Here is a 12,032-nt window from a genome sequence, read left to right on the forward strand (position 1 = left end):
GGTGAACATGACCGAGGACGGCGGCCCGTCCCGCCGGCGCCCGCGGGCGACTGGTTGAATGGGGGACGGGTTTGCCGCGGTGGCCGCACAGGTGCCACCGGCCGCACGAGGGTCGTGACCCCGGCGCGCACCGACGGGCGGACGCCGGGCGGCTTCGCGGGGTCCATCCGGCGCCTCGCCCCGGACGAGGACTGACCCCACCGACCGGGATCCCGCCGAGCGGGACGCGGACGGTGCCGGGGCTGTGGACGAACGGTGCGCCGTCCCGTCCGGCGCCTAGACTGGGGCCATGGCCGACCCGAACGCACGCGACCGGGGTGGACAGGGGCACGACCCGGACCGGTACCGCCCGTTCGACGACCCCCACCACCCCTCCTGGTACACGGACGCCGGCGCCCGCCCGGACGCCGGCCCGGCACCGGGCGCGTCCCCGCAGGACCCCTACGCCGACCAGCCGTACGCCGGACTCCCGGGCGGTCCGGGGCCGTACCCGCTCCACGGCGGATACCCCGGCGCCGGCGGCCCCGGGGGCCGGGCGACCTGGACGCCCCGGCCGGTGGACGGGCGCCGGACCACGGCGCTGGGACTCACGGCCCTGGTCCTGGGCATCTCCGGGGTGGCGACCTTCGGCACGCTGCTGGTCCCGCAGCTGCTGGCCATCGTGTTCGGCCACCTGAGCCTGCGCCGGGAGCCGGACGCGCGCGGCCTCGCGCTCGCGGGGCTCATCATGGGGTACGTCGTCAGCGGGCTGTGGGTGCTGATGATCCTGGGCCTGGTCGCCTTCGGGATCCTCCTGGCCTAGGGCGTTCCCGGACCCGGGACGGCGCCCCGGTGCGGCGGCATCTCGTCCGCCAGCGCCGAGCCTGCGTGGGGCACGGTGCGGGCGTTGTAGTCCGCGATCTGCCACCCCCGCTCGGCGTGTTCCTCGAGCACCGTCCAGGCGCAGTTCTCGAGGGGGGCGAGCATGTTCCGCAACCGGAAGGGGGCCTCGAAGAAGGCCAGGACGCCGCTGCGCAACGCCGCCCCGTGGCCCACGAGGACGGCCGTCGACCCGGGTCCCAGTGCCCCGGCGGCATCGCGCAGCACGGCCGTCATCCGCGCCTCGACCTCCGCCGGAAGCTCGGCACCGGGCACCCGGTAGTCGGCCTCGGCGAGGAACCTCGCGTAGACCTCGGGGTGGCTGCGGCGGAACTCGGCGAACGTGGTCCCCTGGCGGATGCCGACGTGGTACTCGCGCAGCCGGGCATCCTCGACCACCTCCAGGCCGGTGAGCGCCGCCAGTTCGCGCGCGGTGCCGCGCGCCCGCTGGAGGTCACTGGACCAGATGAAGGCGGGGGCCAGGGTGGCCAGTGCCCGGGCGGCCCGCCGCGCCTGCTCGCGGCCGACCGGGTCGAGGGGGATGTCGGCGTGCCCCTGGGCCCGGTCCTGGACGTTCCACTCCGTGCGGCCGTGGCGCCACAGCACCAGTCGGCGCCGGTCCGCCCGGAGGGGTCCTGGGGCGTGGTGCATCCGTTCGTCCTGTCTCCTCGTCCGGTGGTCCTCGGATCGATCCTAGGGGTCACCCCCTCCTGCTCCGCGTCCCGGACCCCGGGGCCGACCGCCACCGGGCCCCTCGCCACGGACGAGCCCCTTCCCTCGGGCGGGTGGGCTCGGTACTGTGCGGGCACCTGCAGTTCCCCCGGCGGGAGGGGAGCCCACCGTCGGAGGAGGTCATGATGCGACAGGACGTGAGCGACTGGTTCGCCGCCCGCAGCCACCGTGCGGGCGAGTGGTCACCGCAGGACCTGCTGGAGGCCAAGGGGGACTGCACGATCAGCGTGGTGCTGCCGGCCCGCAACGAGGCGAGGACCGTCGGCCAGATCGTGGGCGCCCTGCGGGCGGAGCTCATGGAGGCCGTGCCCCTGGTCGACGAGCTGGTCGTGGTCGACTCCGACTCCGACGACGACACGGCCGAGGTCGCGCGCGCGGCCGGTGCGCAGGTGTTCCGCCAGGACGGCATCCTGCCGGGGCACGGCAACGTCCCCGGCAAGGGCGAGGCCCTGTGGAAGTCCCTGGCGGTGACGTCCGGGGACGTGGTGGCGTTCATCGACTCCGACCTGAGGGACTTCGAGACGGCCTTCGCCGTCGGGTTGCTCGGGCCGCTGCTGGGCGATCCGGCGGTCCAGTTCGTCAAGGGCTGCTACGACCGCCCGCTCCACGACGGGCAGACGGTCCACCCGGCCGGCGGCGGACGGGTGACCGAGCTCGTCGCCCGCCCGCTGCTGAACCTGTTCTGGCCCCGGCTGGCGGGCTTCGTCCAGCCGCTGGCCGGGGAGTACGCGGGACGCCGGGCCCTGCTGGAGGCGATCCCGTTCGTCTCCGGGTACGGCGTGGAGATCGCCATGCTGATCGACGTCCTGGAGGCGGTCGGCCTGGACGCCATGGCCCAGGTGGACCTGGGCGTGCGCACCCACCGGAACTCCTCCGACGCGGCCCTGGCCCGGATGGCCGCCCAGATCCAGCTCACGGTGCACGCCCGCCTGTGGGGGGAGGGGTCCATGGCCGAGGACTCCGCGGACCTGACCCAGTTCATGCGCCGCGGGGACCGGTTCATCGCCGAGTCCCACGAGATCGCGGTCCGGGAACGCCCGCCCATGGCCGAGATCCCCGAGTACGCCCCCGCTCCGGCCGAACGGGTGGCATGAGCGGCCTGCGCGTCCTCGTCAACGCCGGCCCCTGGCTCCCCGTCCCGCCGCAGGGCTACGGGGGGATCGAGACGGTGGTGGCCACGCTCGTCCCGGAGCTCCGCCGGGCGGGCGCGCACGTCACCCTGGCTACCGTGGGCCCCTCCACGCTCGAGGCCGACGACCACCTGCGGGTGCTGGACGAGCCGGCCCTCCCCTCCATCGCGATGCCCTACAACCGGGTCTCCGGCATCGCCCACGCCCACATGCAGGGCATCGTCGAGGCGTTGCGGGACGGGGGCCGGTGGGACGTGGTCCACGACCACCTGGAGGTCGTGGGCCCCTCCGTGCTGGGGGCCATGGGGCGGTCGGCGCCGCCGACGCTGCAGACCCTGCACTGGGACCTGCGCAAGCACCCGGAGTTCTACTCCCGCTTCCGCGGACACGGCCGGGTGTGCTTCGCCGCCGTCTCCGCCTCCCAGCTCGAGCGGGCGCCGCGGAACCTGCGGGACCAGACGCTCGGGGTCGTGCCCCTGGCGGCCCCCGCGGGCACGGAGGTGGACGTGGCCCCGGGGGACCACGCCCTGGTGCTGGCCCGCATCACCGCGGACAAGGGCCAGGACCTGGCCGCCCGTGCCTGCCGCCGGGCGGGGGTGCCGCTGGTGCTGGCCGGACCGGTGGCCGGCGTCGGGGACCCGGCGGAACTCGAGCGCCGGCTGGCGGACGGCGACGAGGCCCTCACCGGCCACCCGGACGTGCGGTACTGGCTGGAGGCGGTCCGGCCGCTGGTGGACGGGACGGCGGTGCGGTGGATCGGCGGCGTCGCGGGCGAGGAGAAGGAGCGGGTCCTGCGCTCGGCCCGCGTCCTGCTGGCGCCGAACCGGTGGGCCGAGCCGGGTGCCACCGGCGTCGTCGAGGCCCTGTCCCGGGGGGTGCCGGTGGTCGGGACGCCCCTGGGCGTGTTGCCCTCGCTCGTGCAGGACGGGCGCACGGGCTTCCTCGCCGCCGACGAGGACGGGCTGGCCGCCGCGCTGGAACGCACCGGCGAGCTCGACCCCCAGGCCTGCCGGGACGCCGCCCGCCAGTGGACGCCGGCCGGGATGGCCCGTCGGTACCTGGACCTGTACGAGCGGCTCCTGGAGGCGAACCGGCCATGACCGTCCGCATCGCCCTGGTCGGGGCCGGCTCGGTGGGCCGGCGCCACGTCGACGTGCTGCACCGCCTGGGCGGCGCCCGCGTCGTGAGCGTCACGGACGCGCACGCGCCCGCCGCCGAGGCGCTCGCGTCCGAGCTCGGGGCCGCGGCCTTCGCCGACGCCGAGGAGGCCCTCGACGCCGTGGCGGTGGACGCCGTCTACGTCTGCGTTCCCCCGTTCGCCCACGGCCCGGCCGAGCACGCCGCCCTGGACCGCGGCAGGCCGCTGTTCGTGGAGAAGCCCGTGGGCCTGGGCCTGGAGGTGGCCGAGCAGGTCGCGGCCCGGGTGGAGGCCACCGGCGTGGTCACGGGCACGGGGTACCACTGGCGCTGCCTGGACACGGCCCGGCGGGCCCGGCGGCTGCTGGAGGACGCGCCGCCGCTGCTGGCCAACGGGTACTGGCTGGACAAGCGCCCCCCGGTGCCGTGGTGGGGACGGACCGACCGCTCCGGCGGGCAGATCATCGAGCAGGCCACGCACGTGCTCGACACCGCCCGGTACCTCCTGGGCGAGGTCGAGGAGGTCTACGCCGCCGGCGTGAACGTCCCGCCGGCGGACGCGGACGACGCCTGGGGTGACGTCGACGACGCCACGGCGACCACCCTCCGCTTCCGGTCCGGGGCCGTGGCGACCCTGGCCGCCACCTCCGCGCTGCCGGGCCGTCACCGGGCCGCCCTGCACGTGGTCAGCCGCGGGCGCTACCTCGAGGTCTCCGAGGAGTCGCTGACCGTCCATGCCGGGATCGAGCGGCACGAGCACGTCCGCAGCGAGGACCCGCGGCTCGTGGTGGACCGGGAGTTCCTCGAGGCCGTGCGCGGGGAACGCGAGTCCACGCGGGTGCCCTACGGCGAGGCCCTGCGCACCCACCGCCTCGCCTGCGCCATCGCCGAGTCGGCCCGGACCGGTGTCCCCGTGCGGTTGGGACTGCGGGCGTGAGCACGCGCCGCAACCTCATCGTCCCGGCCCGGGGGCGGATCGAGATCGTCGACGAGGAGGTCCCGGCGGTCCCGGAGGGTGGCCTGCTGCTCGAGACGGTCGCCACCGGCCTGTCCGCCGGCACGGAGCTCGCCTTCGTCAAGGGCGACCATCCCGGCCTGCACTCACGGCTCGACCCGGAGCTGGGCCTGTTCCACCGCGGCGTGCCCGAGCAGGGCTACCCGGTGCGCCGGCTCGGCTACATGGAGGTCGCCCGCGTGGTGCGGTCGTGCACGCCCGCCTTCCGGGACGGTGACGTCCTGGCCGCCGCCTATGGCCACGCGACCGCGCACGTGGCGGACCCCGTGACGGAGCACCTCGTGCCGCTGCCCGGGGACCTCGACCCGCTGCTGGGCGTGTTCGTGGCCCACTTCGGGCCGATCTGCGCCAACGGGCTGCTGCACGCCGCCGCGGACGCCGGGCCGGTGACGGCCCTCGGGGACGGGGTGGCGGGGCGGCTCGTGCTCGTCACGGGAGCGGGCCCGATCGGCCTGCTCACCGCCCTGTTCGCACGCTTCCTCGGGGCCCGGGAGGTGGCCGTGGCCGACGCCGACCCGCGGCGCCGCGCCCTGGCGGAGCGGCTCGGCTTCCTGCCGCTGGACCTGGAGGACGACCCGGGGCGGACGCTGAAGACCCGGTGGCGGCACGGAACGGGCGACCACGGGGCGGACGTGGTGTTCCAGTGCCGCGGCAAGCCCCGGGCCCTGCAGGCGGCGCTGCGCTCGGTGCGGCCGCAGGGCACCGTGGTGGACCTGGCGTTCTATACCGAGGGAGCCGACGCCGTGCGGCTGGGGGAGGAGTTCCACCACAACGGCCTGAGCCTGCGGTGCGCCCAGATCGGGCGGGTGCCGCGGGGGCTGGCCCACGACTGGGACCGGCACCGGCTCTCGGCCGAGACCCTCCGGCTGCTGGATGCCCACGCGCCCGAGGTGCGCGAGCACCTCATCACGGACGTGGAGGACTTCGAGGAGGCACCCGCGCTCATGGGGGAGGTCGCGGCGCGGCGGCGGCACGTGCTCACCGCCGTCTTCCTCACCGGGGCGGGGAGCCGGTGACGAGTCCCGCCCGGCCCAGCAGGTGCTCCATCCGCGCGGCCAGGGCCAGCAGGGGTCCCTCCGTGCCGGGCCGGCCGATCGCCTGCACGGACCAGCTCAGTCCGTCGTCGTCCACGAGCACCGGCACCGCGACGGCCGGCAGCCCCATGACGTTGACCATGGACGTGTACGGCGTGAACCGGCACTGCAGCTCGTAGTCCTGCGCCGGCGGCAGCGCGGTGAACGTGCCGATCCGCGGCGGGGCGAAGGCCAGCACGGGCGTCAGCACCACGTCGTGCGCGGCGAGCTGCCGGCGCGCGTCCGCCGCCCAGGCGGTCAGCCGCTGCACGGCCGCCGCCAGCTCCTCGGCGGGGCGTCGCCGGGCCAACTCCAGGAAGTAGGCCGCGAGCGGGCCCATCCGCTGCTCCGCCCCCTCGGGCAGCGGCGCCTCCAGGAGCCCGGCGGTCCACACCGCGCGGAAGTCCGCGTGGTAGCCGGGCGCCAGGCGCAGGGCCGCCTCCGCCACCTCGTGGCCGTCGCGGTCCAGCGCGGCGGCGGCCGCGGTGAGGGCGTCGACGGCGGGCCGGGCCAGGGTGATCTCCAGGTCGGGGGAGAACGGGGAGGCGGTGGAGACGCCGATCCGCAGCCGGTCCGGCTCCGCCCGCAGCGCCCGGGCCAGGCTGCGGCCCTCCCCGCGGGGGCCGCCGAGCATCGCGTCGTAGAGCAGCGCGGCGTCCGCGGCGGTGCGCGCCAGGGGGCCGGACACGGACAGGTTGCGCACCGAGTCCTCCTGCCGGTCGGTCGGCACCGCGCCCCGGCCGGGCTTCAGGCCGACCAGCCCGCACGCCGCGGCGGGGATGCGGACGGACCCGCCGCCGTCGTTGCCGGGGGCGAAGGGCAGCATCCCGGCGGCGACGGCGGCCGCGCCGCCGCCCGTGGACCCGCCCGCGGTGCGCTCGGGGTCCAGGGGGTTGCGGGCGGGCGCCGAGATGAGGTTCTCGGAGTGGCAGGGCAGGCCGAACTCGGGCACGGTCGTCTTGCCCGTGGACACCGCCCCCGCGGCGTGCACCGTGGCGGCCAGCGGGTCGTCCTCGGTGGCCGGCGCCGCGTCCACGGCCACCCGGGAACCGAAGGTGGTGCGCATCCCGGCCACGTCCACGAGGTCCTTGAAGGCCAGCGGCACGCCGTGCAGGGCGCCCACCGGGCCCCGCCGCGCGAAGTGCTCGTCCAGTTCCGCGGCACGGGCCAGGGCCGCCTCCGGGGCCACGGAGATGAAGGCCCCCAGCTGGGGGTTGCGCCGTTCGGTGACCTCCAGGAAGTGCCGCGTGGCCTCCGTGGCCGAGAGCTCCCCGGCGGCCAGGGCGTCGCGCAGCCGCAGGGCGCTCCACCGGGTCAACGCGGGGGTGCGGGCCGGGTCGTCCATGCCCTCCACTGTAGCCACGGGGCCCGGCCGGCCCGGGCGCGCGCCGCCGTCGGGGTCCCCGGCCGGGCTCCCGCCCTCCGGGTCCCCGGCCTACTCCGGGGTCTCCTCGGGGCCGGGGCGCTGCATCACGAGGGCCACGGTGCGCAGGGACAGCACGAACCCGGCGAACAGCACGATGTAGCCGAACGCGGTGTGCCACGTCATGTAGGTCGTCATGGCGGGGCCGCCCTCGCCGAAGGCGAGCAGCACGATCCCGCCGAGCACGCAGAACCCGGCGAGGATGGACACGACCACCTGCTGGAACAGCCACGTGACGTAGCGGCGGTCGTCCCGGTCGCCCAGCAGCCGGACGTTGACGGACAGCCGCCCGGCCTGCAGGTCGTCGGCGATCCGGTTGACCCGGCGGGGCAGCTGGGCGGCGATCGGCAGCACGTCCAGCAGGGCCGTCGTCGCCGTGTCCTTGAGCGAGCCGGGGGAGAACCGGTCCCGGAGCATCTCCGCGCCCAGCTCGCGGGCGGCCTCCACGACCTCCAGCTCCGGGTCGATGAGCTTCAGGGTGCCCTCCATGCCGCCGAGCGAGCGCAGGGCCGCCGCCACCTCCTTGGGCACGGCGAAGCGGTGGTCCAGGATCAGCCGCATCAGCGAGCCGAACAGCCGGGAGGCCGAGCCGCCGCGCAGCCCGCCGCGGTAGCGCACCAGCAGCTCGCCCACCTCGCGCTCGAGGTGCCGGTCGTCGAGCTGGTCCGGGCGGCCGAGCAGCTCCACGAGCGCGTCGGAGAGCAGGCGGGCGTCGTTGCGCTCGATCGAGGCGAAGACCATGACGAGCTGCTGCTGGGAGCGGGGGTCGAGCCGGCCGACCGAGCCGAAGTCCAGCAGCCCCAGCCGCGTGTACTGCGCCTCGCCCAACAGCATGACGTTGCCCGGGTGCAGGTCGGCGTGGAAGATGCCGTCGTCCATGATCTGGCGCATCACGGAGGTGGCCAGCTCGCGGGCCAGCCGGCGCCGCACGGAGGGGCCGAGGGCGTCCAGTCGCGGGCCGGCGCGGCCCACGGGCGTTCCGGGCAGGTAGTCCATGACGAGCAGCCGGCGCGAGGAGTACTCGGGGTACACGGCCGGCACGGCGATGTTGTGGCCGGACAGGGCCGCGGCCATGTCCCGCATGTTCGCCGCCTCCCCGTGGTAGTCCAGCTCCTCGGCCAGGGAGCGGGTGAAGCCGCGGCCCAGGTCCAGGATCCTCAGGGACTTGCCCCACGTGGTGTTGTGCTGCAGCCAGCGGCAGATCCGCACCACGATGTCCGTGTCCCGCGTGACCTCCTCGACCGCGCCGGGGCGCTGGACCTTGAGGACCACCTCCGTGCCGTCCCGCAGCCGCGCCCGGTGCACCTGGGCCACGGACGCGGCGGCCAACGGCTGCTCGTCCACCCAGTCGAACACCTCCAGGGGGTCCCGGCCCAGCGAGCGCGACAGGGCCCCGCGGATGGACCCCCACGGCTCGGGGGCCACCTCGGACTGCAGCCGGGACAGCTCCCGGATGACCTCCTCCGGCAGCAGGTCCGAGCGCGCCGAGAGGTTCTGGCCGAGCTTGACGAAGGTGATGCCGGAATCCTCCAGGGCCCGGCGCAGCGCGCGGGCGGTGGTGGCCCAGGAGCCCTGGTCGTCCGCGCGCCGGCCGAGCCCGCGCAGGTTCGCCCCGAGGCCGTGGCGCAGGAACACGCCGACCACCTGGCGGTAGCGCCGGTTGCGGGCCCAGCCGCTGCGCAAGCCGGCGGCCCACGTGACGGGGTTGGGCAGCATGCCGGTGGGGACCACCATCTCCAGGATCATCAGCAGGGCCGTGCCGAGGCCGAAGATCCACAGCAGCGCGATGAGCACGAGCACCAGGGCCGCCGGGACGGAGGACTCGGACAGCACCCCCCGGTCCCCGCCCGTGACCTGGCGGATCACCGTGTCGAAGACCACGTTGGTGCTCAGCACCATGAGCAGGGCCACGAGCACCGAGCGGAACCAGCCGACGGGCACGCCGAGGACGCGGCGCACCGCGGTGGCGATCAGCCACGCCATCGCCACCAGCAGGACGAGACCCACGAGCGCGCCGAGGACGGAGCCCAGCCAGTGACCCACGGTCCCCAACTCTCCGAGAAACGTCTCCACGCGGCCAGCCTATTAGGCTGGGTGCCATGAGCATGTTCGAAACCGTGGGTGTCCGCGACGTCCCCGAGGACGCCGCCATCCTGGACGTCCGGGAGGACGACGAGTTCACCCTCGGCCGCGCCGCCGGGGCCCTCCACATCCCGCTCGGCCAGCTGCCGGACCGGATCGAGGAGCTCGACCCGGACACCGACTACTACGTCATCTGCCGCACGGGCGGGCGCTCGATGCGCGCCGCCGACTTCCTCGTCGCGCGCGGCTACTCCGCCGTCAACGTGGCCGGCGGGTCCGGGGCGTGGCTGGAGTCCGGCCGTCCCATGGAGGCCGACGGCGGCGCCGAGCCGACCGTCAAGTGAGCGCGACCGACGCCGGCCCGGCCGCCGGGGGCGGACGCCCCCGGTACGTCTTCCTGGGTCCCGAGGGAACCTTCACCGAGGCGGCGCTGCGCCAGGTCCCGGGCGTCGACGGCGCCCGGTGCGAGCCCGTGGGCTCGGTCATCACCGCGCTCGGCCGGGTCCGCGACGGCTCGGCCGACTTCGCGGTGGTGCCGATCGAGAACTCGGTGGAGGGTGGCGTGACGGCCACGCTCGACGACATCGCCGGCGGGGACCCCCTGCAGATCCGCCGGGAGATCCTCGTGCCCATCAGCTTCGTGCTGGTGGGGCGCCGGGACATGGAGCTGTCCGCGGTCCGGTCCGTGGCCACCCACAGCCACGGCTGGGCGCAGGTGCGCAACTGGGCCGCCGCGCACATCCCGCAGGCCGAGTTCATCCCCGCCTCCTCCACGGCGGCCGGCGCGCGCGGGCTGCTGGACCCGGAGACGGGCTACGACGCCGCGGTCTGCGCCCCGCTCGTGGCCGCGCAGACGGGGCTGCCCGTGCTGGCCTCCGCGATCGAGGACACCGCCGGGGCCGTGACCCGGTTCGTGCTCGTCTCCCGGCCCGGGACGCTGCCGGCGCCGACGGGCTCGGACAAGACCACCGTCGTCGTGCCCCTGCCGGACGACCACCCCGGCGCCCTGATGGACATCCTCGAGCAGTTCGCCGCCCGCGGGATCAACCTCTCCCGCATCGAGTCCCGGCCCACGGGCGCGGGCCTGGGCAGCTACTTCTTCTCGATCGACCTCGAGGGCCACCTCGCCGAGGAGCGGGTCTCCGCCGCGCTCGCGGCGCTGTACCGGATCATCCCGCAGATCCGGTTCCTCGGCTCCTACCCGCGCGCCGACCACCGCCGGTACGTGGTGCGCCCGGACGTCACGGACGAGGCCTACCGCACCGGCCAGCGGTGGGTGCAGGGACTGCTGGGGCGCGCGGACGCCTCCTGACCGGCCGCCGGCGGCCCCGGCCTCAGGCGTGCTCCTCCGGGACGGCCTCGGGCTTCATGGCCGGCGCGGCCGCGGAGTCCGGCACGTCGGCGGCCGGGACCAGGATCCGCAGCGAGTCGGGGCGGACCCGGGCGTCGATCGAGCGGACCTCGCCGATCGGGTCCCCGTCCAGCTGCGCGGCCATCGGCTCGTGCAGCACCACGCGGCAGCGGGTGGCCTGGTGGGTCTCCATGACGGGGATCTCGTGGCGGGACTTCGTCAGCGTCTTGGCGGCGATGCGGATCCAGTCGCCCACGTGCCGGGGGGAGAGCATGACCACGTCCAGCAGCCCGTCGTCGAACCGGGCCTCCGGGACGAAGTCCATGCCCGCGGTCAGCTCGCCGCAGTTGGCGACCATCACGGACCGCACCTTCCGGCGCCGGGGGGCGCCGCCGTCGAGGGACACGGAGATCTCCTTGCGGGAGCCCGGCAGGTGGCGCATCCCGGCCTCGCCGTAGGCCAGCCAGCCGGCCTTGACCTTGAGGTCGTCGCGCGTGTCCCCCATGACCTCGGCGTCCACGCCGGCGCCGGCGATCACCAGGAAGGTGTTGCGCACGGTGGTCCCGTCCGTGGTCTCCACCTTGATGTCGATCGAGTCGATCTGCCGGGCGGTGCCGTGCAGGGCGGTGTTGATGCAGGCGTCGAGGTCCTCGAGGGGGAACCTGAGGTTGCGGGCCAGGAGGTTGCCGGTGCCGAGCGGGACGACCCCCAGGGAGGTCTCCGTCCCGGCCAGCTCCTCGGCCACGAAGCGCACCGTGCCGTCCCCGCCCGCGGCGATCACGACGTCGGCCCCGCCGGCCACCGCGTCCCGGGTCATCTGCTGGCCGGGGTCCTCCACGGTGGTCTCGTAGACCTCCAGCTCCGGCAGCCCGGCCTCCCGCACGGCGGCGGCCACCCGCTCGCGCACGGTGTCCGCCTCGGCCTTGATGGGGTTGAGCACGAGGGCCACCCGCCGCGGGTGCACCAGCGCGCGGGCGATCAGCGGGGCCTCGGCCATCTCGCTGACCTGGCCGTCCAGGGCCTCCACGTGCCCGGTGAGCTCCGCCATGCGGTCCGGCAGGGTGCCCACGTCCCCGCGCAGCGAGACCACCCGGCCGTGCAGCTCCTCCATCCGGCCGCGCAGCCTGCGGTGCCCGGTCCACAGCCCGACGACGAAGGCCAGGGCGGCGAGGACGAGGACGAGAGCCACGACGGCCACGGTCAATTCAGGGGGCATGGCCGCAGTCTACGG

At 75.6% G+C, this 12,032-nt stretch carries 11 protein-coding genes; 7 read left to right on the top strand and 4 right to left on the bottom strand.

Annotated elements, in window-relative coordinates:
- Positions 1-289: 289 nt before the first annotated feature.
- Entirely contained in the window at positions 290-802 is a 513-nt protein-coding gene (locus E7744_RS00190) for a DUF4190 domain-containing protein (RefSeq protein WP_137772370.1), read from the top strand.
- Here E7744_RS00190 and E7744_RS00195 read toward each other — a convergent pair.
- Positions 799-1,509, bottom strand: coding sequence for a histidine phosphatase family protein (locus tag E7744_RS00195; RefSeq protein ID WP_137772371.1), 711 nt, complete (start codon positions 1,507-1,509; stop codon positions 799-801). The genes E7744_RS00190 and E7744_RS00195 overlap by 4 nt on opposite strands.
- A 203-nt stretch (positions 1,510-1,712) precedes the next feature.
- Between E7744_RS00195 and E7744_RS00200 the strand changes: the two genes are divergently transcribed.
- The 4 genes from E7744_RS00200 to E7744_RS00215 are packed head-to-tail and all read left to right on the top strand — an operon-like array spanning position 1,713 to position 5,888.
- Positions 1,713-2,684 (top strand): glucosyl-3-phosphoglycerate synthase, encoded by a 972-nt coding sequence (locus E7744_RS00200; protein WP_246858480.1) that lies wholly within the window; start codon positions 1,713-1,715, stop codon positions 2,682-2,684.
- Positions 2,681-3,820, top strand: a complete 1,140-nt coding sequence (locus E7744_RS00205) for a glycosyltransferase (protein ID WP_137772372.1) — start codon at positions 2,681-2,683, stop codon at positions 3,818-3,820. The genes E7744_RS00200 and E7744_RS00205 overlap by 4 nt, the downstream gene beginning before the upstream one ends.
- Positions 3,817-4,794: a Gfo/Idh/MocA family protein gene (locus tag E7744_RS00210; RefSeq protein ID WP_137772373.1), complete on the top strand. Its 978-nt coding sequence runs from the start codon at positions 3,817-3,819 to the stop codon at positions 4,792-4,794. The genes E7744_RS00205 and E7744_RS00210 overlap by 4 nt, the downstream gene beginning before the upstream one ends.
- Positions 4,791-5,888, top strand: a complete 1,098-nt coding sequence (locus tag E7744_RS00215) for a zinc-binding alcohol dehydrogenase (protein ID WP_137772374.1) — start codon at positions 4,791-4,793, stop codon at positions 5,886-5,888. Before E7744_RS00210 ends, E7744_RS00215 begins: the two co-directional genes overlap by 4 nt.
- Here the strand turns inward: E7744_RS00215 and E7744_RS00220 are convergent.
- Complete coding sequence (locus E7744_RS00220) at positions 5,866-7,290, bottom strand: amidase (RefSeq protein WP_137772375.1); 1,425 nt, start codon at positions 7,288-7,290, stop codon at positions 5,866-5,868. The two genes, E7744_RS00215 and E7744_RS00220, sit on opposite strands and share 23 nt — an antisense overlap.
- Before the next feature lie 90 nt (positions 7,291-7,380).
- Positions 7,381-9,441: an AarF/ABC1/UbiB kinase family protein gene (locus E7744_RS00225; RefSeq protein ID WP_137772376.1), complete on the bottom strand. Its 2,061-nt coding sequence runs from the start codon at positions 9,439-9,441 to the stop codon at positions 7,381-7,383.
- A gap of 26 nt (positions 9,442-9,467) precedes the next feature.
- Here E7744_RS00225 and E7744_RS00230 point away from each other — a divergent pair, with 26 nt between their 5' ends.
- Entirely contained in the window at positions 9,468-9,794 is a 327-nt protein-coding gene (locus E7744_RS00230) for a rhodanese-like domain-containing protein (protein ID WP_137772377.1), read from the top strand.
- A complete protein-coding gene (gene pheA, locus E7744_RS00235; RefSeq protein ID WP_137772378.1) occupies positions 9,791-10,762 on the top strand; it encodes a prephenate dehydratase in 972 nt (323 codons plus the stop codon). The genes E7744_RS00230 and pheA overlap by 4 nt, the downstream gene beginning before the upstream one ends.
- Positions 10,763-10,784: 22 nt before the next feature.
- Here the strand turns inward: pheA and E7744_RS00240 are convergent, their stop codons facing one another.
- Positions 10,785-12,017 carry a diacylglycerol kinase family protein gene (locus E7744_RS00240; protein ID WP_246858481.1) on the bottom strand — a complete coding sequence of 411 codons (1,233 nt, stop codon included), beginning with the start codon at positions 12,015-12,017 and terminating at the stop codon, positions 10,785-10,787.
- Positions 12,018-12,032: the final 15 nt, after the last annotated feature.

Origin of the sequence: Citricoccus sp. SGAir0253 (assembly GCF_005877055.1) — a bacterium.
In the GTDB taxonomy this organism is placed as follows: domain Bacteria; phylum Actinomycetota; class Actinomycetes; order Actinomycetales; family Micrococcaceae; genus Citricoccus.

Excerpts from the sequence above, each read along its gene's own strand:
- E7744_RS00200 (WP_246858480.1), top strand. The coding sequence starts at position 1,713 with ATGATGCGACAGGACGTGAGCGACTGGTTCGCCGCCCGCAGCCACCGT.
- E7744_RS00195 (WP_137772371.1), bottom strand. The coding sequence starts at position 1,509 with ATGCACCACGCCCCAGGACCCCTCCGGGCGGACCGGCGCCGACTGGTG.
- E7744_RS00205 (WP_137772372.1), top strand. The coding sequence starts at position 2,681 with ATGAGCGGCCTGCGCGTCCTCGTCAACGCCGGCCCCTGGCTCCCCGTC.
- E7744_RS00230 (WP_137772377.1), top strand. The coding sequence starts at position 9,468 with ATGAGCATGTTCGAAACCGTGGGTGTCCGCGACGTCCCCGAGGACGCC.
- E7744_RS00190 (WP_137772370.1), top strand. The coding sequence starts at position 290 with ATGGCCGACCCGAACGCACGCGACCGGGGTGGACAGGGGCACGACCCG.
- E7744_RS00220 (WP_137772375.1), bottom strand. The coding sequence starts at position 7,290 with ATGGACGACCCGGCCCGCACCCCCGCGTTGACCCGGTGGAGCGCCCTG.
- E7744_RS00210 (WP_137772373.1), top strand. The coding sequence starts at position 3,817 with ATGACCGTCCGCATCGCCCTGGTCGGGGCCGGCTCGGTGGGCCGGCGC.
- E7744_RS00240 (WP_246858481.1), bottom strand. The coding sequence starts at position 12,017 with ATGCCCCCTGAATTGACCGTGGCCGTCGTGGCTCTCGTCCTCGTCCTC.